This window comes from Sphingobacterium sp. HJSM2_6, from assembly GCF_049316305.1.
GTDB lineage: Bacteria > Bacteroidota > Bacteroidia > Sphingobacteriales > Sphingobacteriaceae > Sphingobacterium.
The window spans coordinates 134239-155967 of record NZ_JBMOXB010000003.1; the positions used below are offsets into that span (position 1 = coordinate 134239).

The window sequence follows — 21729 nt, forward strand, 5'->3', positions numbered from 1 at the left end:
TCTGACGATTTCATTTATAAATATTTGACATTATATATAATTAATAACTAATTTTGTCAACTTAATTTTAAACATGATGGATATAACATCGCCCGTAACGTTAGATTTTAACAACACAGAAATTGCCTTTAAAAATAAAAGTGACAAGGATTTAAATAAAGCTTATTGGCTTTTCAAAATGGTTTCAAGTAATGCGCTTATAAAAATTGGAACACCTATCACAGAATTTTCTCTAAACATTGGTTTACCAATTCAAGGAATCATAAAAAATACAATCTACAAACAATTTTGTGGGGGTGAAAGTATACAAGATTGCTCTTCAGCAATTCAAGAATTAGGTAAAGGTAAAGTAACTACGATCCTGGACTATTCCGTAGAAGGGGAAGAATCTGAAGCTAGTTTCGATGCCACCTGTCAAGAAATATTAAATACTGTAGAAAGTGCTAAAAACAATTCCTTAATATCATTCTGCGTATTCAAACCAACTGGATTAGGAAGATTCGACTTATTCGCAAAAATTGATGCCAAAGAAGCCTTAACAGATCTTGAAAAAGAAGAATACCGAAGGGTATGGAATCGTTGCGATTTAATCTGTAAAGCTTGTTTCAATGCAGATATTAGGGTACTTATTGATGCTGAACATTCCTGGATACAAGAAACCATCGATGATATTGCTAGAGAGATGATGGAAAAATACAATTCCAACAAACCTATTGTTTATAATACCTACCAATTGTATCGCGCAGATAAGTTAGCCTCTCTTAAAGCAGATTTCGCCTATGCGCAAAACCAAAACTTTCACTTAGGGGCTAAAATCGTTCGTGGAGCCTATATGGAAATTGAGAGAGAAAGAGCTTTAAAATTAGGATACCCATCACCGATCCAAAAAGATAAACCATCCTCAGACGAAGATTACAATTTAGCAATCAATTTTTGCTTAGATCATATTGATCAGATAGGCCTAATGGCTGGAACCCATAATGAACAGAGCTGTCGTATTTTGGCTGAAGAACTGGAATCTAGAAATATCCCACATAATCATCCCAATATATTCTTCGCTCAATTATTAGGAATGTCTGATAATTTATCATTTAATCTAGCATCTGCAGGATATAATGTCGCTAAATACATGCCTTATGGCCCTGTAAAAGCTGTTATGCCCTACTTATTCCGACGCGCTCAAGAAAACACCTCTGTAGCTGGTCAAACAGGGCGAGAATTGGGCTTAATTATGAAAGAACTAAAAAGAAGAAAATCAAATCGATAAAAAGATATACAAAGTCTCCTTTTTCAGGAGACTTTTTTATTTTTGCCCAATGACTCCATTCGAATTTCAAAAATATCAGAAACTAAACTCACTAGTCCCTTCCTTCAAAGCATTATTATTTGATGTGGATGGCACACTAGCCGATAATATTCATGCGCACAAAGCTGCATATGTGGCTGTATCCAAAGAATATGGAATCGTTTTAGATCCTGATTTAATTGATGAAACGGCAGGTTGGCCCACGGTAGCCGTTGCTGATGAAATCTCCGTGCGTTACGGAGTCCCATTAAATCGTGAAGAATTCGCAAAAAGAAAATCTACTATTTTTATCGAACAGTTTATTGCTGAAACCCAACCTATTCACTATGTCAAACAAATCCTGTTGGATCATCAACATTCCCATAAAATAGGAATTGTATCCGGCGGATCTAGATCAACCCTAAATATCACCTTACAAGTTATTGGTGTACAAGACTGCTATGAAACCCTAGTTTGTGCTGGAGACACCCCTGAAGGAAAACCTTCCCCGCAACCCTTTTTACTTGCGGCAGATATGCTTCAAATCCATCCCAAAGATTGTTTAGTATTTGAAGATGGTGACCCTGGTGTTCAGGGTGCAATTTCAGCTGGTATGTCTTGGGTAAGAATTGATCAAATCTAACTTCAATTAAAAGTTTGTAATTATTCGAATACCGCCATGAGTATAATTCATATCTGCTGCTCTAAAATTACCAACAGGCAATTTCATATAGGGTTCTACGGATAATGACATGGTTTTGTTTACTTTCACTTCTTTACCTAAAGAGAAATTAACGAATCCTCCAAACCCTGAAGTTTTAATGTTTTTTTCAGACGTTTTGATTGATTTACTAACCGGTTTAATCTCTAATTCTTGGTTCAATCCATTACTTGGTAAGCCACCAGGAAATACTTCAGCATTGCTATTGTCAAAATAATGAATCATTCGGTCTTGATCTAATACCATGGCATAGGTAAGTCCTGATGTCGCATAAAAGCCCGATCTAGATGTTAATTTAAATTCTAGGGGTACTTCTAAAGACTGAATGTTACCTGTCACTGCATTCATATTTGGTAAAATCAATGCGTTTGTAGAAGCCCGTTGGATAAGACCATTTGTAACCACTTCCTGAATTGCGTCATTACTTAGCTCCACATGGCTCGCTTCATTAGATATTGGATCTTTTAATTTTCCAACTTCATATTTATTGAAAGACAAACCAGTTCGAACACTTAAGTGTTTATTTAATTTATATCCTAGCAACAACCCTCCACCAAAATTAAACTTATCGTTTGTGTTATTTGGGGCAACAAACATCCCCAAATCAAAATGCTCATTAAATTGAAATTTCTTATTGCTTAATTCTAAATCCTTCTTACCTACCTGCGCTAAGGTATTTTCTTGAGATAAGGCTAAACTATATGTAGACTTTACCTCTTTTGGATAATTTATATTAAGATTTTTAGATTCGATTAGGGCTATTTGTTTTATTGTTTGCAAAGGATGATAAGCCCTTACCATAGGCCTTTCCATAGCTGTATTTGCTCCTACAGAAGAATTTAAAGCATAACTTTCAGACAGCACTGAAATAGTACGGTTTTCCGTCAATGCAGCTGCTTGCGAACTTTCATCTTGAAAACCAATTCGTGTATCTTGCTCATGAGAACCTTCCCCTATCCTACCTTCAAGAAGGGGTAATGACTTGTTCTCCTCCATTGATTGGTTATTTTTTTCCTTGGAGCCTAATGTTGCATAAACAGGAACATCATTATCCTTTTGAAATTGTTGAATTCCAAAAAACGCAATAATTAGTACAGCAGCAGCACTAGCAATCCAATAAAAGGGCCTACTGCTCTTTTTTTGATCCACATGATGCTGCTGATGAAATTTCTCCCATGCACCATCCTTATAAGGTAGCTCTTCAACTTCCTTAAGGTGATCAACAATATAAGTGATTAACTCTTTTTTATTTTCTTTATCCATGTTCTATTGAATCATGATTGTATTCTTTCTAAATTAATTTGACGCTCATATAATTTGCGCAACTTTTGTTTTGCCCTTGTTAAATACGTCCTAGAAGTACTCTCAGGAATTTCTAATGTTTTAGAAATTTCATCATGAGAATATCCTTCGATTTCATACATATTAAATATGGTACGTTGAATTTCAGGCAATTCCCTTATCATAGCTATAATATCTTGATATTCTAAGCTACTATCGTTTGCTACTGAACAATGAATCAGTTCTGTGCTGGATAGATCGTCTATCCTATACAATTGCTTACGGACGCGTAAAGCGTCTATGGAGGTATTTACAGCAATCCTTCCAATCCAAGAACGAAACATTTTTTCCAATATTTCTGCATTTTCATGTACAGAAAAACTCGATAATTTATTAAAAATCTTGACAAAACACTCATTCGTTAGTTCTTCTGCCTCCATTTCATTTCGCATATATCGAATTACAATGGCCATTATATACCCGTAATATTTTTTATAGATAAAAGCTTTACTTTTCTCAGAATTCGACATAGAACATTGCTCCAAAGCAGTTTGCAAACTCAATGGAACTTGGTTCTTAAGATATTTATTAAATATTCCCACCTATGTCTTTACCTAATCTTTTTGCTTTAATCCTTATGATAGGTGAATTCGTTTACAACCATACATTTATTCATTTTATGCATTATTATCTTAAACGAGTATGCCTTTAGAAATGCTACAATTCAACTAAAATAATGACTAACATCATTAAATGTTTCAAAGTTATTTTGGTAAATTTAACAAACTCTAAATGAATAGCTATGAGAACTATCCTTTTTCCCACTGACTTTTCTGAAATTGCTAATAATGCTTTTGTTTATGCATTAAATATTGCAAAATCTATCGACGCAAAAATCTATGTCCTTTATAGTTTTCTAGAACCCGTATTATCTGCTACACATGCAGGACAACCTGAGTTATTAGGAGAGGTCTATCAATCTATTGAATTAGATCAATTTGAAGTCTTTAGAAAAAAAAGTCAAAGACTTCATGAAATTGCCGAACATGAAAACTTAAACGATGTAGAATTGATTTTTCTGTTTGAAGAAGGTCCCCTCCCATTTGTTGTTCAACGCTTGGTAAAAACCGAAAAATTTAATCTCATTGTGATGGGGACACATGGTGAATCAGGATTTCTATCAAAAGTTATCGGAACCAACACCGTAGATGTCATTAAGAATGTGCAAAATCCAGTCTTAGCGATTCCACCTCATGCCAAATTTCAAGGTCTTAATAAAGCAGCTTTTACTACCTTATTTAGAGATAAAGATAAATCTGCTCTCAAAGAAATGATTATGATGGCTAATGCAACAGGCTCCAAAATAGATTGTGTCCATGTTCTAAAAAATGAAACAGTAAATCAGGTTTTATTGCATACTGAAGCTTGGAAGCATGAATTTCCCAATGAAGAAATCAATTATGTCCTCTTAGATGAGGTAGAGAGTGTCGAAAACACCATCACGACCTATTTACTTGAAAACAATATTGATATTTTTGCAGTTGTTAAAAGGAATCGAAATTGGTTTGATCGATTATTTACAAATAGTGTAAGTAATAACCTAGCATTTCATTCAAAAGTGCCTATTTTAGTATTTCACGAAGAAAAATAAGGAATGTTGCAGGTAATCAAAAAACTAGAAGCATTGAACCGTTTAAATGAAAAAGCGGATAAATTTACCGAGTTAAATGACGAAAAATTCATCCATCACGGCGTATTATTTTTTATTCCTTTAGAACGCTTCGAAGTAAAAGTTTTGATTCCAGCGCCATACCATAAACAACTTTTTAGTCAAGGAAATCCGACTTATAAACAAATATTATCCCATAAAGAAGCGATGCTTCTGAAATAATTTTAAATTAAATGAATAAAAAAAATGCGACTTATTGTCGCATTTTTCATGAATTACAATTTTCTTCTTTTATAGATTCTACTCAATCCATCACTTATCAAAAAACTTACTATTGTGCCAGCACTTGCCATCGCTATAGTACTGACTATATCTGCCCAAGTGTAGGTAGCCCCTATTGTACAAAGTGTACCACCGATGGCGGCTATTTTCCCATTAGCTGGCCAAATCATGTTGATTGTTTTTTGTTTTGGAATTGATTTCTCGTTTTTCATCCAACTCTAACATATTTTTAATCATGGTCAAACTCATCGACACATAGGTTTTTAGTTTAGATAATTTTTGAGATATTGGAATAGGAGCATTCAATAGCATCTCCAAAAGCTCTATTAATTTCAAAATATTCTTTTTTTTCATAAAATAATCATTTTTATTAATGTAAAACAGACCCTATAAACCTGAATGCATACAACTATTGATTACCTCCAAACAAGTTTTTCTTTGCTGTATCAGGCTTGATAATTTTCTGTATAGACGCTTGTATGCTTGAGCGGATTGAAGAACTTGGTAATCCTCATTTTCGATTCGAAAATATTCACCGGTAAGCAAACATCCTTTGGTATCCAAATGTGTATTTCCAATATGAAAGAAAACCATAGAGAAATTAGGAACTCCACAAATCTCAACCATTCCATAATGATTTTTCCCTATTTTATTCCTATAATTTAAATTCATTCCAGCATCTACATTCAACGTCATTTCATAAATCCCATTTGGAATACATGTTCTCCCTGCTAGTTTAAGCGTTCGAATGGAATCTTCAAGAATGTAACAGAAAAACAATTGATCTATATATAAATGAGATAAGGTACTGTTTTTCCCTTCATACACGCGAATTAACTGAAGCATTATCTTTAAAAATTATTGAAGGGGCTATTAGCCCCTTCATCGTTTAAAATAATTTGGTAGATCCAAGAAATTGCGTTTTCGAAGCTTGTTTATTCTGTTTATTATAAGTAAATGCCCAAGTAACAACCTCCAATCCACTCAAATCTTTTGGAACTTGATATTCCACCAATTGATCTTGCCTTTTACTTGTATTCAAGAATTGAACCTCCTCGTTTTCAACAACGTAAATAATTAAAATCACCTGATCGTTACCTTGCCCGAAGAGTCCGCCATTTGTAAATTCCCAGGACAATTTTATAACACCGTCTGCATAAATTAACTTCGCTTGTTTTAAGGTAGCCAATGAACCTTTACTCAATTGTACTTCCTTAAAATCAACGCCAAATGTTGGAAATCGTCCAGTTATGGAATGTTGAATAAAATAACTACAAGCTTCATTCATAGGAGTTTCCGAAGCCTTTGCTGTCTTAGGAAAACCTAATTCCAAAACTGGTTTTACTTTTTTTAGAAATCCTACAGCTAAACCAAACTTAGCTCGTTGTTCCAATTGACTTAAACTTGGAATTCTGCTCACTTTTTTTGGAAGAGATCTGATATATTGAATTCCTCGCCAATTACCGCCTACTACATTACCAACTTTTCCACTAAAACCTCCTAAAATACCTTTTGAAATAATTGCCATTTTTTTTATTTTTTTAAATTAAACCTTCAGCCTGCATGCTAGGCTATTGTTGATATCGAGAACTAAACTATTGAACAAAAAAACAAGCTTATAAATTTGATTGAATTTGGAAGATATTGACAGTGTGTAATAGCAATTGACCTATAAAAATTTAAGAACTATTTAATTTTACTGCCTATAAATCGCATAAAAAAACCTAAGACTTGCTTAGGCTTTTTTTAATACTATTTATTGAAAATTAAAATAAAAAATGGAGCGTCTAGTAGATTATATAGAACTTATGTAATGATTTGAAGGTTCCCCGCCTACCTCCAGTTGACTAACAACAAATGTACATCCAGCCAACGGTTCTTCTGAAAATTCCTTTTCAGTATACCCTATACTTGCCGTAGTAATGAATAAATCTTTGAAATCCTTGCCTCCAAATGCGCAAGAGGTCACTAATTTTGATGGTACTTTAATTTCTCCAACTACCATCCTTTTTTTAGGATCGATTTTAATAACTTTTCCACCTCCCCATAAAGCAACCCAAAGCATACCTTGCTGATCGATTGTCATTCCGTCTGGAATACCATCTGTAGCAGGAACTAATAGAACCAGTTTTTTATTACTGATTAAGCCAAGTTGTTCATCAAAATCAAATTCGACAATGGATCTTGTAGAAGTATCGATATAATACATTTTCTGATAATCAGCAGTCCAGGCTATCCCGTTGGAACATGAGACATCCGCTAACATTTTTGAAAATTTACCTGAATGATCAAGTTTATACAATGCTGCTGCTTCTTTTACCCCATTTTCATTTAAAGTACCTGCCCAAAACCTACCTTTCCGATCACATTTACCATCATTAAATCGATTATGAACTAATTGTTCTTCTGGATTTCCAATAAAATGAATTTCACAGGATGGAATTTCTATGGTAGCAAATCCTTTTTCTGTTGCTGCAATAAATCCCGTATCGGATCTCTTAGCGATTGCTCCTATACGAACTGGAAATGAATAGGTGGTATGGACTTCTGTTTGGAAATCCCACTGATGAATCTCTGCTAGCTGAATATCTACCCAATATAATATGGATTTATCCTCATCCCATAGCGGTCCTTCTCCTAAAAGGTTTCGATGGGTCCCTAGTGGTTTACTTATAAATTCTTTTTCCATAAGTATCAATTATGCAAAGGCAATGTAAAATCCAATAACCACGATGTTAATAATGGCCCAATATATTACAGGATTTCTTAATCCTTTCTGCATATACCTTTCTTCTGGAAGTAACTTCATACTTTCCTTCGTCCAAATTAAGCCCACAAGCTCTTCATCAGATTTCGGTTTTGTCAATAAACTGACTATGGTACAGGTCGCCATACAGGTCCAAAATACAATTCCTGCTCGATTCATATAAGGTATAGAAGGAAATAAATACTCTAATGTTAAAGACAATGGAATTGTTAATATCCCTGCCACTAAAGCCCCTTTATTGGTAGTTCTCTTCCATAAAATCCCCATTAAAAACATGGTCGCAATTCCTGGGGTAAAATACCCGTATGCTTTCATTAAGAATAGAAATATAGGCTTATTAGAATGATTAATTAATAATGCAGTACATACCATACCTACTATAACAACAACAACACCTACAATTTTTCCGAATCTAACCGATTCTTTATCGGTAGCATCTTGTTTAATATAAGGTAAATAAACATCCATGGTTAAAATGGTTGTACAAGAATTTATGGCTCCTGATAAATGAGACATGATTGCTGCAATTAGTCCAGCCATCACTAAACCCACTAATCCTGGTGGCAATAAGTTTTCTACTAATGTAGCAAACAGTAAATCGGGTTTTTCTAGATCTGGAAACAACTTTGTCGCCACTAATGCCGGCATCACAATTAAAAATGGAACTAGAAATTTAAGATATCCAGCAAAAATAACCCCCATTCGAGCATGCCATTCATTTTTTGCCGCTAATACCCGTTGCACTACGAATTGGTTAGTTGCAAAATAAAAAATACTAACACACAAGGAACCTCCTAAATACATCGTCCATGGAAAATCAGGATCGTTTGCTGGCAATAATATATCCCAATTTTTGGACGTTTCTAAGACAGCTGGAAGACCTCCTGAAGCAGAAATCGTGACATACGACAATATGAGCATACCTGCTAATAGAACAACTAATTGCAACATCTCTGTCCATACCACCGCGCGCAATCCACCAAAAATAGTATATAATCCCGTTGCAACAGCTAAGACTACCACGCTGGTGAAAATGGGGATACCTAATAAGGAATGAAGAGATAATGCACCTAAAAATAACACCGAACCTATTTCTACAAATACATAGGTTAGTACGACTAAAATAGAATAAACGGTTCTTGCCGAACCATCGAATCTTTTCTTTAAGAATTCAGGCATGGTGAAAAAACCATTCCTTAAATAAAATGGCAGAAATATCCATAGTAATGCATTCAAACCTAATAAAATTGCCCCCCATTCTGAAACGACTGCAATAAAACCCCTATTATAGGCTACACCCATCGCACCTACCAAATGATGGCTACTTATATTTGCAGCGATGATACTTCCCCCAATCATCCACCAGGATAATTTATCTCCTGCCAAAAAATAATCCCTTTTTGTTTTCTTCCCTTCACGAGAAGCGTACATTCCTAATGCAAAAACTAGCAATAAATAAAAACTAAATATGCTAATATCTAAAACCGTAAGATCTAAATTCATAATAAAATTATAGGTTATAATTTGTGAAATTCAAGGAACCTCAACTATTTGATGGATAAACCTCCATCCATCAGTAACGTTGTACCAGTAATATGTTTATTCGTTGGATGACTTAAGTATACGATTTGGTCTGCCACCTCCTCTGCAGATATGACTGTTCTTGTTGGGACACGCTCCCTCGCTTTATCTTTTAGCTCTGGCTTTTCTTGCCAAAATTTCCCTGTCAGGCCAGCATCAACATATCCTGGAGCTATACTATTTACTATAATATTCTTTGGAGCCAATTCTAAAGCCATACATTTACATAACATAGTCAATGCTGCTTTACTTACCGAATAGGCAGGCATATGTAAATGCACATTTGTTGAAGCCCAGCTATTCACAAATACGACATACCCCCCCAAATTTTTATTTAACATGCTTTCCGTTGCCATTTGAGAAAGAAAAAATGAACCATTAAGATTCACTTGCATCTCATTCTCCCAATCTTCTGGACTTAATTGATATAAAGATTTCAAACTAGCGATAGCTGCATTACAAATAATAATTTGTGGAATAGAAAGTTGCTGTTCCACTTGATTCAGCCACTCCCTTACCTGTTCACTACTTCTTACATCTACTTGTTGGTAATGAACATGAACACCTAAACTGCTTAACGCTTTGGTTTTTTCTTGTACAATTGCTGACTGCTCCTCAAGCACATCTCCTATCGCTATATTAGCTCCTTGTACAGCAAAACGCATAGCTGTGGCATAACCAATATCCCCCATTCCCCCACTTATGATTACCACTTGATCTTTAAATATCTTCTCCATCCTATTTTATACTTGTTTGGCCAATACTATTTCCTTTTGTTCTGTTAATTTTGAAGATCTTTTTAAAGCTTCAAGTGCAACTCCCACATCCACGGCACCCATTCCTGCCGGGGTATAGACTATAATTTCCTCATCATTTTCTCGAGCTGGAATTTTACCTGCCATGACCTCACAGATATCACCAAATACATCTTCATCTTCACATTGTACTCCAGACATCATTCTTACTCGTTTAGTAGCGCATTCTTTATCATCCATATATAGCTTATCTGCTGCTTGGACAAATTCAGGATCTATATCGGCAAAACAAGAAATCGTACTTATATAATCTCCTGGCTTAGCCCATGCTACTTTCATTAAAGGAATCTGTGCTGTAGTAGTCAACAGAATTATATCAGACTCTCTTACTGCCTTTTCAACTGAATCGTACGCCAAAACAAGGGATTGAAGGTTTTCAGGTAATTTCATTTTCAGCTGATTTATCGCTTCAGGATTTATATCCACTAATCTAATTTCTTCGAAATCAAAATACGTACAGGTGGCTATTAAATTGGTTAAGCCTTCTGCTCCACAGCCAACCAAGGTTATAATTTTTGAATTTTTACGAGCAAATAGCTTGGCTCCAATTGCACTAGATGCTCCTGTTCGTATATGGGTTATCCAAGTTCCATCTACGATGGCTATAGGTAAACCTGTTATGGCATCATTAAGTAAAATTACACCCATCGTTACTGGCAAATTCCGTTGAATATTCTCAGATGTTACGTTTACCCACTTTATACCTACTATATCTTCGTATTTCAAAAATGCAGGCATGCTGTTTATCCAATGCATACCAGGCAATGATTTCTCTTGTAACGGTAATGATTCTTTTGCGGGTGAATAGATTTCACCATTCCCAAAGCGTTTAAAAACTTCCTCGGTGATGCTCAATATAGATTCAAGGTCTAGCAATTCGGCTACGTCCTCTTTAGATAGTACTTTTAATGATATTTGTGACATGGATGTTTAGGTTTTTTTTGAGTTATATAAGAAAGTTTTGAAGCTCTTTCTTTGTGGTTTCAATTAAATGTTCGAGAGAACCTTTTAGAAATGGACTGTTGATTACAGAATAAATCTGTTCATCGTAATATTCTTCATTAGCAATATATCCTCCAGGACCATTAACAAAATTTACTACAGCAATTTTATAATTAGGAAAACTTTTTCGTAATTCTTCTTGATATTTGGAATATGCTTCGAAAGATTGTCCAATAAAAATGAATTCTCCTATGACACAAATCCATACAGAAATTTCAATATGGCTTTGCTGATAATACATAGCTGAACTACCTTTTAATCGATTTAATTTTTCAATCTCATTTCTATCAGATGAAGCTTGTATCTTAAGTTCCAGTTCTTGAACTGATGGATATACCTTTATCGGTAATAAAACTTGAAATACCTTACTATGGACATGGTTAAGATTAATGGATTCTCTGGCTTTCCAGATTCCTAATGGTGCTCCAGATTCTTTTACCCCTTCAAAATAAAGTTTATGCGAACTTTGGGGCATATTCATGAGCACAGCTAATGCTGCATAACCTAATTGCTTTCCATGGCGCTCTACAATTTGAAGATCTCCAGTATATTGTTCTATAGGGGAAAGATCACCAGATGCACCTTGTAAAAACAAACAGGGCACCTTTAATTCTTCTTCTATTAATTTCCGCATTGGACCGATGAAATCCGGCGATAATAATTCATTCTCCCAAGCTAATGTAGTAGGATGACAGGCATAATTAATAATCAAACTTTTCAGTTGGCCTTTCAAATTACTGAGTCTTCCGACCAATATGGTTTTATCCGCATCCATTTCAGGATTGTATCCCACGACATACCTTGCTTCTTTTTGGTAATATAAATCTCTATTTCGAGCAAGAGAACAATCCCCGTACATCCAATCGATTATGGCATCCTCAGCTGTCACTAATGACTGCTTTATGGCTGTAATTGCCACTTGTTTCAATTGTGCCAAATAGGGCAATATGTATTCTCCCCCAGGTTTATTTTTGTTTTCCGACCAAATAGATGGTCCAGAATGCGTATGAGACAAACAACCAAAGATTTGATTAACAGGTATGCCTAATGCAGCTGCAATTCCTCCCCTAAAATTCATTTCGTCCTCTTTGCTTTTCCACCATCCAAGATCCATCCCTAAAAAAATGATAGGACTTGCATCCTTTCTAGATTGAATAGTCATGCAAGTTAACTCCAAAGGCATGTGTATGCCTTTGGAATTATCTTTAGTTGATGCACCCCAATTCCTAGAGTATATACCTAAGTCAGGAGTAATATCGGCTTTTGAAATTCCAATTACTCCACGTATTGTAGTCATGGAACGATTCGTATTTAACTCATTCATGGATAGCATATAATCGGTAAATCAGAATTATAATTTAAAAAACGGAACTTTCATTCGTTCTCCATTCTTCAAAGCAGATTGATGGGCTATAGTCCCTGGTACACTCATGTTTAAAGCCATTGCCACATCAACTAAAGGTTTTCTATTTTCCAAAATAGACGTAATGAACTCATTGGTTAGACGACCATGGGATCCTCCATGACTTCCTGCTTCCATACCTGGAGGTAGAGATGGACGTACAATATTTGGAAATTCTTTCATTGTACCTGTATACTTATCATAGTATGCCCCCTGTTGTCCTCTCACCGTTCCGCCCTCTCTTCCAGGTCCATAAGAATCAAAACTAATACAAGTCGTATTTACACCTCCTTTGTCGGTAGTAAATTGAGCTAAATGAGTTCTAAATGGATTTTTATACCGATTATTTTGCGGCTTACTATGTTCAATGATACTTTTTACACCTAAGCAAGAAACATCGGTAAAATGTCCATTGGTAACTCCTACATAATATGCAGTTGCATGGGTTGGGTACCATATTGGAGGTAATCCTTTTCTCCACTCCCCATAAGAAGGAGTGATTTTTTCACCTGTATAATGATAATAAGAATTTTCAGAATAGATAATTTCTCCAAATCCTCCAGCTCTATAAATTTGACGCATTGCCCACAATGGTTCATGGTACATCGATGTTTCAAACATCATATATACTTTACCACTTTTCTTCACAGTATCAAACAAATCGTATGCTTCTTCTACAGATCCAAAAATTGCAGGTACAGCTACTCCTACATGTTTTCCTTTTTTCAAAGCCATCATCGCATGTTTCGCATGGCTAGGTGCGTCGGTCGCAATCCATACCGCTTCAATCGAATCATCTTCTAATAATTTTTCTAATGAATCATATGTCTTACTACAACCAACTCGCTTGGCTAAATTATCTCTACGTTCTGGAATTAAATCACTAACCGCCACTATTTCTACATTTGGATGATTTTGAAATCCAAAACTGGAACCAAAATTAGAGGCCCCCTCCCCAATGATACCTACCTTAATTCTGCGATCAGATACCGCAACCCAGTCTTTATGGGTCATTGCTGAAGCTGCCTCTTTTTCAAATCCAGGTACTATTGCTGGTTTTGCTTGGCCTTGACCTGCAGCACTCATATTTTTACTTGTAGAACAACTCGCAGAAAAAATACTTATGGCTGGGATCGCAATTCCCATAGTTCTTAAAAATGATCTTCTGTCCACCGCGGACCCCTCATTATTTAACCCTGAATCGTTCGATTTTAATTGGCTTTGTGCTAAATCATTATCTTGCTTTTTCATATAAATAGATTTATTAATTTCTTATAAATTAGACCATAATTGCATTTTTTGAATGCAGATATATTGAACATTTCCCCAAATAGCTAATGTTTTTATCCGGATATATCGGTAGGAAGGCGTGCCTTCTTCAAAAATAAAATCTTCCCCTGCATTAATGTAATCTCTATCGGCTTGAGAAGTTTGGGTTAATGGTAAACCTGAAGGCTTTTTAGAGTTAAACGTTCCTATTTTGTTCCAGCTTTCCCATGTTCCATCTGGGTTTGGATCATTGCTACCATATACTTCAAACTGCTTCAGATTACCTAGATCATAAAGAAATCCTGCGCGATGCCAAATCTTCATTTTTGACAAACTTGCTGTCACCCCTAAATCAAAAGTAAACCATTGAGGTATAGGCGATAAGTTTGGAATTGTCAAAAATAGATTGGAATTTGTCGTAATATCATCATTCCACATTTTCCTCATATGGGCAGCAAGACTCACATGACCTTGGTAAGTATCAGTAGGCAATTGTACCTCCGAAAATTTATCCCAATCAAGTAACTCATCTACTTCTGGAATTAATGACTCCGTTTCCGAATAAAGCGTATCAACTGCATCAATTTTAGGCAAAAACGAAGATCTAAATCGAATTTCAGTATTCGGTTTATACCCTGTTAAAATAGCATTGTTTTCTGCTCTATTTAATCGAGTAGTATCAATATTTCCTTCATTATTCGTAAACCATATTTCAGTATTAATCATCACAGGAGATGATTCTCCCAACCAGTTTAATTGTAAATCCCCTTTTGTGTAGATTATACCTCTGATACTACGATTATGAACTTGCTGTTTAAATCGATTGCCATAAGCATTGCCAAAAGCTTGTACGGGTATCGAAGTATGATTGTTCTGATCCTTTGTAACAATGATAAAGGCATGGCTAGATTCCGATAAATTTGGAATAAAAACCTCCCAAGAAGTCAATTTGCTGGGATGGCTTACCACTAGAGAATCCTTTTTTTGATTCCAATATATGGTTGCTCCATTCACTAATGGATCATTTATCTCCCAAAATAATTTAACACGATTTTCGCCAGAGTAAACTTTTACACTATCCGCTTTTCCAGCATAATGACGAATCTTGCTGTCTACAAATTCTTTGTAAAAATGATCTTGTTTGGTACACGATATCTGGAAAAGCATAAATAAGATACTTATCTTAAATAGGCTATTATAATTTATATACTTTTTCATAAGATTATCCATGACTTAATTATTCTACTTCCTCGCCCCAAACCTTCATCATTTGAATGGAGATATATTGCACACCTCCCCAAACTTCCAACGTTTTCAATCTTAAATATCGATAAGGCTGATTGTCCAATCCAAAAACAAATTCTTCCCCAGCTCTGATGTATTCGTTATCTTCATTTGAGAGCTGTCCTCTTGGTAAACCAGAAGGTTTCTTCGATTCAAAAGATCCTATTAGATTCCAACTTTCCCAAGATCCGTCAGCTGCAGGATCATTACTTCCATACAATTCAAAGCGTTTTAAATTACCTCCTTCAAAGAAAAATGTGTTTCTATGCCAAATTCTCATCCTTGATAATTTTACTTTTTTCGACATATCAAAGGTGAACCATTGCGGTATTGGTGATGCATTAGGTAAAGTCAAGAATAAATTATCGCGATTGGTTATATCATCATTCCACATTCTATGCATCGGGGTATTGATGAGGTTATGGCCAATATAAGTATCTGTAGGAAGCCTAACTTCTAAAAATTTACTGCGATCTATTTCTTTTTCAAATAATGGCTTTAAATCTAAGAATAAAGTGTCACTACGATTTTCAAATTTATCACGAACATAAATACCAAATTTGGTGTTTTTAGCTTCATAGCCTCTTATTGAAAATTGAATGTCCTTTTGTTTGGTATAGTGAGCGTTTTCCGCTAATGGCTTTCCATCCGCTCCAACTTCAAATACAGAAAACATAAAATCATTTCCTCCATCATTCAAAGCATTGATAGTCAAACCTCCCCAATCTTCAAAAACTTGAATCGTACTAAACGTAGTCATGTAAGGCGGAGGCAAAGGGTTTACGGAAATTTTCAAAGGCGCTGATCGTTGCTCGTCCTTCCCGACCACATATAAGTTCACCTCATACTCTTGATCCTTATAAAATCCGTCTAACATTAATTCTTGTTTATAGACAGAGGATCTTGCTTCTCTCCTTACCCCTGGTTTGGGCTCATATTCTGCCAAAACATAAAATGCACCCTCATCCGGTAAATCGTACGTCAGCACGGCAACACCATTCTTATTTTCAATTTGTACATTTTTTAAAGGTTCAGGTTTTATTCCACCAACTAACGGTTGGTGCATATCTTCCTTACATGCTTGTAGGAAAACGGTAGTGGTTATCACATATCCAATCCACAAGATTGAAAATAGATATTTTTTAGTTTTAATATAGCTATTCATTGGATTACCATATTTTTGTTACCAACCTGGAGCTTGCTCCAAGTTTCCATTAATTTGTAAAGTACTCTCACTTAGGGGCCATAAATAATCTTTCTGTGTAAACTCTTGAGAAAAGATTACTCGATCTTTATAATAAGATATAGCCTCTGACTGATCCAAACTCCAACCGATAATATCTGAATTCAGCTCATCAACCGCAGTTTTCCATCTTCTTAAATCCCAAAATCTATGCGATTCGAACATTAGTTCTATCGTACGTTCGCGGTGTATAATGTCACGTAATCCATCTTTACTAGTATATTTTGTAGGATTTTTGGAGTAATTAGTCCAAGACTCTTGAACTGTTGGAAGTGCTGCACGGGCTCTCACTTTATTGATGTAGGTATAAACCTCTTCGGAAGGTCCTGAAGCTTCATTTAATGCTTCTGAGTACAACAAATATAAGTCTGCCAAGCGTAAAACAGGCCAAGGATACCAGGTTTGTGTATAGCCTGTTGCTGTAACAACATTCTCATAATGAACCATCTTTTTAGGCCAGTATCCTGTCGGACTATGAAATTCTCGATCTATAACGCCCGCTGCTTGATTGGCTTTACCCATCAAATAAAAGGCATCATTATCATTTGTCCTGCCTTGACCAAACCAAATTCCGCCATCAAAACCAATACTCGAATAAAATCTATTTTCTCGGTTGAAATGCAATTTTGCGGTAGTATACCCTTCTTTAATATTATATTTATCAGATGCTGTAGCTACTTGAAGATCATTTCTTCCTTCATAATCCCATTCCTTATCTTCATTAATTGGCACACCATGATCACTGTAATACATTTCAATCATTTTCTTTGGAGGACCATATCTTCCTGAAAGGTTATAATGACCATTTGCTGGATCCCAAGACCTAGGCGTGTAAATCACTTGCGATAAGGTATTATTCGGATCTCCCCATAGCAACTCCGAATTCCAACGCTTGGTTACACTCAATCGAAGTGCGAGTTGGATTTTAGTCGTATCCGATAAACTTGCTTGACCTACTGCATTAACCTGACTAGGATCTAATAAAGCTAATCCATTTTGCTGTGCAAAATCAATAGCCTCTTTTGCTGCATTTGCCGCCTTTTGCCATTTCTCTACACTGTAGTTTTGATTAAAATACGGTTTGCCATCTTTATCTATAAATTGTGCGTAATCCGTGTTCCCATTATAAAAAGGACTAGCAGCTGTAACTAATATTTTAGCCTTCATGGCCATCGCTGCAGCACGAGTAATACGCCCCATCTCCGTCGCTTCATTATAAATAATTTCTGGAAGTCCTTCAATCGCTTCATTCATGAGCTCCTCCATATAAGCGAAAGCATCATCCACTGGTTCTCTCCGAACACGAACTTCTTCTAATCCTGCATCGATAGGTATGTTTTCTCGCATGATAGGTACTGGCCCATACCGAAGAACTAACCAATATAAAAAATACGCTTTCAAGAATTTTACCTCTGCAGTCCAACGAATTAATTCGTGCGGTTCTATATCCGGTACTTTTCCTACATTTTCTAAAAAAATATTGCATTCCCGAAGACACACAAATAAATTCCTTCCACCTCGTGAACCTGTCCAATAATCTTGAAATGGACTTACTACATTTTGTTCTCCTCTTGAAATTCGCCAGGCCTCATTGGTATTATAAGGATAAACCCCCCACAATTCATCACCTAAATTTGTTGCATTACCTGTTCCATCCCCATGTCTAGGCAATAAGGAATATATGGTAAATAAATAACGCTCAGCTACATTACGCATAGCAAAAGCTTGATCTATGGTAGGTACGTTATCTGGTATTACATCCATAAATTTATTACAACTTATCGATGATAAAAGAAATACACTCATTAGTGCAATTCTAATTTTTTTCATACTTTTCATAATTAATAAGCTAATTGAACACCAAAATTAAATACTCGTTGTACAGGATAACCCAAGCCATTTCCTGCCATTTCTATATCCCATAATTTAAATTTACTCCAGGATAATAGATTCGTACCACTTGCATAAAACCTTACTTTACCAAGTTTAACTCGTTCAATTAGTTTATTTGGTAATGAATAGCCAATTTCAGCTTGTTTCAAACGAAGAAATGTTCCATCACGCATAAACCAGGTACTCGTTTGCAAATTATTATTCACATAATTTTCACTTAACCTTGGCCATAAAGCATAGATATCTTGATTAGATTCTGACCAATGACTATCAGCATAAGCTTGTAATAATTGATTTTGCATCAATTTTCCAGAATTCTCTCCGGAATAATAGGAATAACTTTCAAATGGTGCTGTTGCAGTAGGATCCATCCAAAATGATGATCTTGCTGATCCTTGAAAAAAGATGGATGCATCAAAACTCTTAATTCCGTATGAAAATCCAAACCCATAAATAACCTCAGGAATCGTAGGATAACCTATTGGAACACGATCCATATTGGTAATTTGACCATCATTGTTTACGTCAAGATATTTGATATCTCCACCTCGAACTTCTCCAAAATTTTGTACAGGAGAATTGTAAACATCTTCATCATCTATAAATAACCGCTCCGCAATAAATCCTCTATTAACACTTAATGGATATCCTGCTCGGTACAACCAAGGTTCCTTATATTGTGGTTCTTCATACACCTCATATTTACTCGTAGCATATGTAAAATTAACACGTGCTTGAAGCCAAGAACCATTCGAAAAAGTTTGGGTGTGGTCTATAGAAGCATCAACACCTTTTCCTGAAGCCTCACCAATATTAGCAGAAATCCCAGCAGCCAAACCCATAGATGATGGAATACTTGATCGAGCCATTAAGATATTTGTTCGTCGTTCCTTAAATAAATCTACTTGAATATTGGTTTTATTAAACAAACCCATTTCAATTGCTAAATTATATTTCTTGGATGTTTCCCAACTAATATCTGGATTGGCATAGCGTGTTAAAACTATTCCATTATGTGAGTAATTTCGATCTGTTCCAAAGGATGCTCCACGATCTCCAGAATTCATATTCACATTCGATAAATAGAAAAATCGATCTGCATCTCCTCCAATTGCATCGTTTCCTACTAAACCATAAGTTCCGCGTATTCTTAAGTTAGAAACTGTTTCTTTGATTGGAGCCCAAAATTTTTCATTGGAAACACTCCAAGCTAAACCAAAAGATGGGAAAAATCCGAATCGATGACTTTTATGAAACCGTTCAGAGCCATTATAACCAAAATTAAATTCAGCAAAATATCGACTATCATAAGAATAAGTGGTTCTTCCAGATAGACCAACATTTCTAAAAGGCAACGATAAAAGCAAATTTCCAGCATTACCCTGTAATTTATTACGAATAATAAATACCATTAAACCACTTAAATTATGTTTTGAATTAAAGGTCCTGTTATAATTCAATGCTGATTCCATATAAAATAAGGAACTTAATGTTTTTGCACCTTCACTATAATTTAAATATTCTGTTCCAGTATCTTCATTGATTAAATTATAGATATAGTCTGAAGGTCCATTTGGACCAATCCCTTGGTATGAATAGTAAAATGGAATATATTGTCTGGTAACATCAAAGTAGGAATTTCTAGTAGTATTGGCCATCGTCCTAAAGGACAATCCTTCGGTGATTTTTGATAAATCCTGACGAAGTTCTAATTGGGCTAGCATCATTGACCTAGAATATTCCTTATATCCTTTTACCATATCTGCATAAGGATTGAGGTAAAGTTGACTTCCACGATCTTCTGAATTTCCAAAAAGAATATGATTGATATAAGGGTACCGATCTCCAGTAGGATAAAATGGTGAAAACATTACTGGGTTTGTCCTCATAATATCTCGATACACTTGTTGGCCACCATTAATTGGACCTATGTAATCATCAAAAGATCCATTCAACCTTACCCACAATTGCGTGGAGGTAGTTAAATTAATATTTACATTTGCACGCAGGGTATACGTTTTCAGATCAACATTATTGTTAAAGTTACTTTTTCCATTAACTTTCAACACCCCATTATCTCTGCTAAATGCTCCAGAAACAAAATATTGAGCTACCTTACCACCTCCCGTGACACTGAGGTTTGCTCGTTGATTCATAGTTACATCTTTTAATAACTCCGATTGCCAATCTGTCGTCGGATATTTCATATCTCCCGATCCAATAACTGTATTGTCAATTTTTTCAAAGGAATAAGGCGTTATCCCTAAAGGATCCCTTGTCAAAACCGCTTCATTATGCAATTTCATATAAGTAATAGGATCTGCTAATTCAACATTACGCGTTGGAGACGAAAAAGAATTTTCCATTCTAAAATTTAATTTCGCAGGTCCTTCTTTACCTTGTTTAGTCGTCACTAAAATAACCCCATTCGCTCCTCGCGCTCCATAAATCGCTGTTGCTGTGGCATCCTTCATGATAGAAAAACTCTCAATATCATCCACTTGTAACCTAGCCAAATCGGTAGTAGTCACTTCCACATTATCTATTAAAATAAGCGGATCAACTTTATATCCGAAGGTTGTTACACCTCGAATAAAAAAATCAGCATTGTCTAAACCTGGTTCTCCACTTCGTTGGTACGCAATCATCCCTGCAACTCGGCCTGCCAGAGCCGTAGTCAAGTTACTAGATGGAACTTTCAACTCAGATGGTTTTACAGAAACCACTGACCCAATCATATCCGTCCTTTTTTGTTTACCAAATCCTACCACAACAAAATCATCCAATGTGTTTACTGATTCTATGAGCTTAACATTGAGCACACTTCCCTCAGGTAAACTGAGTTCTTGCGTTATAAACCCAATTAAACTAAAGGATATAATTGCATTACTTGGGACCTCCAAGGAATAACGGCCATTCAAATCAGTCGTTGTCCCGATTGATGATTTATCTTTTACGGATACAGTTACTCCTGCTAATGCAGTACCTAAAGAGTCGCTGACCAAGCCCGTAATGACACGTTGCTGATCCAATTCTTTAACTGAACCAATATGTGTTGGCCATTTTTCTTCAACTGCCAAAGCCCTTTCTCCCCAAAGGCTAGACAGTAGCCAAATAACTATAGCAACAGGTATTGCTAATGATTTAGGCTTTATCTTTTGCAGATAATTAATTTTCTCATTCATAATTTCATTTTATATTTTGGTTATTTTATGAGGGTAGTACCTTACTAGAA

20 protein-coding genes are annotated in these 21729 nt (G+C 35.5%); 4 read left to right on the plus strand and 16 right to left on the minus strand.

What is annotated here, in order from left to right; translation table 11 throughout:
• The first annotated feature begins 76 nt into the window (after positions 1-76).
• Positions 77-1267 (plus strand): proline dehydrogenase family protein, encoded by a 1191-nt coding sequence (locus ACFRAE_RS04355; protein WP_422796003.1) that lies wholly within the window; start codon positions 77-79, stop codon positions 1265-1267.
• Between the two features lie 49 nt (positions 1268-1316).
• On the plus strand, positions 1317-1928 hold the full coding sequence (locus ACFRAE_RS04360) for an HAD family hydrolase (protein ID WP_422795900.1): 612 nt from the start codon (positions 1317-1319) through the stop codon (positions 1926-1928).
• Positions 1929-1934: 6 nt separating this feature from the next.
• On the opposite strand, the gene ACFRAE_RS04365 is transcribed toward ACFRAE_RS04360, so the two are convergent.
• Together ACFRAE_RS04365 and ACFRAE_RS04370 are read right to left on the minus strand one after the other, a co-directional pair.
• Complete coding sequence (locus ACFRAE_RS04365) at positions 1935-3269, minus strand: hypothetical protein (protein ID WP_422795901.1); 1335 nt, start codon at positions 3267-3269, stop codon at positions 1935-1937.
• Between the two features lie 11 nt (positions 3270-3280).
• Entirely contained in the window at positions 3281-3817 is a 537-nt protein-coding gene (locus ACFRAE_RS04370; protein ID WP_422795902.1) for an RNA polymerase sigma factor, read from the minus strand.
• Between the two features lie 272 nt (positions 3818-4089).
• Here ACFRAE_RS04370 and ACFRAE_RS04375 point away from each other — a divergent pair, with 272 nt between their 5' ends.
• Positions 4090-4938 (plus strand): universal stress protein, encoded by an 849-nt coding sequence (locus ACFRAE_RS04375; protein WP_422795903.1) that lies wholly within the window; start codon positions 4090-4092, stop codon positions 4936-4938.
• A gap of 3 nt (positions 4939-4941) precedes the next feature.
• A complete protein-coding gene (locus ACFRAE_RS04380; RefSeq protein WP_422795904.1) occupies positions 4942-5178 on the plus strand; it encodes a hypothetical protein in 237 nt (78 codons plus the stop codon).
• 53 nt (positions 5179-5231) lie between these two features.
• Here ACFRAE_RS04380 and ACFRAE_RS04385 read toward each other — a convergent pair whose 3' ends face one another.
• The 14 genes from ACFRAE_RS04385 to ACFRAE_RS04450 all read right to left on the minus strand — a co-directional run bounded on the left by ACFRAE_RS04385 (position 5232) and on the right by ACFRAE_RS04450 (position 21679).
• On the minus strand, positions 5232-5408 hold the full coding sequence (locus ACFRAE_RS04385; RefSeq protein WP_422795905.1) for a hypothetical protein: 177 nt from the start codon (positions 5406-5408) through the stop codon (positions 5232-5234).
• The gene (locus tag ACFRAE_RS04390) at positions 5392-5592 is read right to left on the minus strand and encodes a hypothetical protein (RefSeq protein ID WP_422795906.1); all 201 of its coding nucleotides are present in this window, start codon (positions 5590-5592) and stop codon (positions 5392-5394) included. The genes ACFRAE_RS04385 and ACFRAE_RS04390 overlap by 17 nt, the downstream gene beginning before the upstream one ends.
• A gap of 33 nt (positions 5593-5625) precedes the next feature.
• Complete coding sequence (locus ACFRAE_RS04395; protein WP_422795907.1) at positions 5626-6084, minus strand: DUF5675 family protein; 459 nt, start codon at positions 6082-6084, stop codon at positions 5626-5628.
• Between the two features lie 43 nt (positions 6085-6127).
• A complete protein-coding gene (locus ACFRAE_RS04400) occupies positions 6128-6766 on the minus strand; it encodes a DUF6266 family protein (RefSeq protein ID WP_422795908.1) in 639 nt (212 codons plus the stop codon).
• A gap of 267 nt (positions 6767-7033) precedes the next feature.
• Positions 7034-7927, minus strand: coding sequence for an SMP-30/gluconolactonase/LRE family protein (locus ACFRAE_RS04405; protein ID WP_422795909.1), 894 nt, complete (start codon positions 7925-7927; stop codon positions 7034-7036).
• A gap of 9 nt (positions 7928-7936) precedes the next feature.
• The gene (locus ACFRAE_RS04410) at positions 7937-9508 is read right to left on the minus strand and encodes an SLC5 family protein (protein ID WP_422795910.1); all 1572 of its coding nucleotides are present in this window, start codon (positions 9506-9508) and stop codon (positions 7937-7939) included.
• Positions 9509-9552: 44 nt separating this feature from the next.
• Positions 9553-10323 (minus strand): SDR family NAD(P)-dependent oxidoreductase, encoded by a 771-nt coding sequence (locus tag ACFRAE_RS04415; protein ID WP_422795911.1) that lies wholly within the window; start codon positions 10321-10323, stop codon positions 9553-9555.
• A 6-nt stretch (positions 10324-10329) separates the two neighbouring features.
• Positions 10330-11325 carry an ornithine cyclodeaminase family protein gene (locus ACFRAE_RS04420; protein ID WP_422795912.1) on the minus strand — a complete coding sequence of 332 codons (996 nt, stop codon included), beginning with the start codon at positions 11323-11325 and terminating at the stop codon, positions 10330-10332.
• Between the two features lie 22 nt (positions 11326-11347).
• A complete protein-coding gene (locus ACFRAE_RS04425) occupies positions 11348-12727 on the minus strand; it encodes a hypothetical protein (protein WP_422795913.1) in 1380 nt (459 codons plus the stop codon).
• 27 nt (positions 12728-12754) lie between these two features.
• On the minus strand, positions 12755-14056 hold the full coding sequence (locus ACFRAE_RS04430) for a Gfo/Idh/MocA family protein (protein ID WP_422795914.1): 1302 nt from the start codon (positions 14054-14056) through the stop codon (positions 12755-12757).
• A gap of 21 nt (positions 14057-14077) precedes the next feature.
• Positions 14078-15292 carry a DUF4998 domain-containing protein gene (locus tag ACFRAE_RS04435; protein WP_422795915.1) on the minus strand — a complete coding sequence of 405 codons (1215 nt, stop codon included), beginning with the start codon at positions 15290-15292 and terminating at the stop codon, positions 14078-14080.
• A gap of 19 nt (positions 15293-15311) precedes the next feature.
• On the minus strand, positions 15312-16523 hold the full coding sequence (locus ACFRAE_RS04440) for a DUF5000 domain-containing lipoprotein (RefSeq protein WP_422795916.1): 1212 nt from the start codon (positions 16521-16523) through the stop codon (positions 15312-15314).
• 18 nt (positions 16524-16541) lie between these two features.
• The gene (locus ACFRAE_RS04445) at positions 16542-18431 is read right to left on the minus strand and encodes a RagB/SusD family nutrient uptake outer membrane protein (protein WP_422795917.1); all 1890 of its coding nucleotides are present in this window, start codon (positions 18429-18431) and stop codon (positions 16542-16544) included.
• Between the two features lie 11 nt (positions 18432-18442).
• A complete protein-coding gene (locus tag ACFRAE_RS04450) occupies positions 18443-21679 on the minus strand; it encodes a SusC/RagA family TonB-linked outer membrane protein (RefSeq protein ID WP_422795918.1) in 3237 nt (1078 codons plus the stop codon).
• Between the last annotated feature and the right edge of the window lie 50 nt (positions 21680-21729).

What these genes read in the sequence shown, in the direction of transcription:
- ACFRAE_RS04380 (WP_422795904.1), top strand. Translation starts at nt 4,942, where the DNA reads ATGTTGCAGGTAATCAAAAAACTAGAAGCATTGAACCGTTTAAATGAA.
- ACFRAE_RS04450 (WP_422795918.1), bottom strand. Translation starts at nt 21,679, where the DNA reads ATGAATGAGAAAATTAATTATCTGCAAAAGATAAAGCCTAAATCATTA.
- ACFRAE_RS04435 (WP_422795915.1), bottom strand. Translation starts at nt 15,292, where the DNA reads ATGAAAAAGTATATAAATTATAATAGCCTATTTAAGATAAGTATCTTA.
- ACFRAE_RS04365 (WP_422795901.1), bottom strand. Translation starts at nt 3,269, where the DNA reads ATGGATAAAGAAAATAAAAAAGAGTTAATCACTTATATTGTTGATCAC.
- ACFRAE_RS04355 (WP_422796003.1), top strand. Translation starts at nt 77, where the DNA reads ATGGATATAACATCGCCCGTAACGTTAGATTTTAACAACACAGAAATT.
- ACFRAE_RS04445 (WP_422795917.1), bottom strand. Translation starts at nt 18,431, where the DNA reads ATGAAAAAAATTAGAATTGCACTAATGAGTGTATTTCTTTTATCATCG.
- ACFRAE_RS04425 (WP_422795913.1), bottom strand. Translation starts at nt 12,727, where the DNA reads ATGAATGAGTTAAATACGAATCGTTCCATGACTACAATACGTGGAGTA.
- ACFRAE_RS04400 (WP_422795908.1), bottom strand. Translation starts at nt 6,766, where the DNA reads ATGGCAATTATTTCAAAAGGTATTTTAGGAGGTTTTAGTGGAAAAGTT.
- ACFRAE_RS04440 (WP_422795916.1), bottom strand. Translation starts at nt 16,523, where the DNA reads ATGAATAGCTATATTAAAACTAAAAAATATCTATTTTCAATCTTGTGG.
- ACFRAE_RS04430 (WP_422795914.1), bottom strand. Translation starts at nt 14,056, where the DNA reads ATGAAAAAGCAAGATAATGATTTAGCACAAAGCCAATTAAAATCGAAC.
- ACFRAE_RS04390 (WP_422795906.1), bottom strand. Translation starts at nt 5,592, where the DNA reads ATGAAAAAAAAGAATATTTTGAAATTAATAGAGCTTTTGGAGATGCTA.
- ACFRAE_RS04395 (WP_422795907.1), bottom strand. Translation starts at nt 6,084, where the DNA reads ATGCTTCAGTTAATTCGCGTGTATGAAGGGAAAAACAGTACCTTATCT.
- ACFRAE_RS04410 (WP_422795910.1), bottom strand. Translation starts at nt 9,508, where the DNA reads ATGAATTTAGATCTTACGGTTTTAGATATTAGCATATTTAGTTTTTAT.
- ACFRAE_RS04370 (WP_422795902.1), bottom strand. Translation starts at nt 3,817, where the DNA reads ATGTCGAATTCTGAGAAAAGTAAAGCTTTTATCTATAAAAAATATTAC.
- ACFRAE_RS04420 (WP_422795912.1), bottom strand. Translation starts at nt 11,325, where the DNA reads ATGTCACAAATATCATTAAAAGTACTATCTAAAGAGGACGTAGCCGAA.
- ACFRAE_RS04405 (WP_422795909.1), bottom strand. Translation starts at nt 7,927, where the DNA reads ATGGAAAAAGAATTTATAAGTAAACCACTAGGGACCCATCGAAACCTT.
- ACFRAE_RS04375 (WP_422795903.1), top strand. Translation starts at nt 4,090, where the DNA reads ATGAGAACTATCCTTTTTCCCACTGACTTTTCTGAAATTGCTAATAAT.
- ACFRAE_RS04415 (WP_422795911.1), bottom strand. Translation starts at nt 10,323, where the DNA reads ATGGAGAAGATATTTAAAGATCAAGTGGTAATCATAAGTGGGGGAATG.
- ACFRAE_RS04360 (WP_422795900.1), top strand. Translation starts at nt 1,317, where the DNA reads ATGACTCCATTCGAATTTCAAAAATATCAGAAACTAAACTCACTAGTC.
- ACFRAE_RS04385 (WP_422795905.1), bottom strand. Translation starts at nt 5,408, where the DNA reads ATGATTTGGCCAGCTAATGGGAAAATAGCCGCCATCGGTGGTACACTT.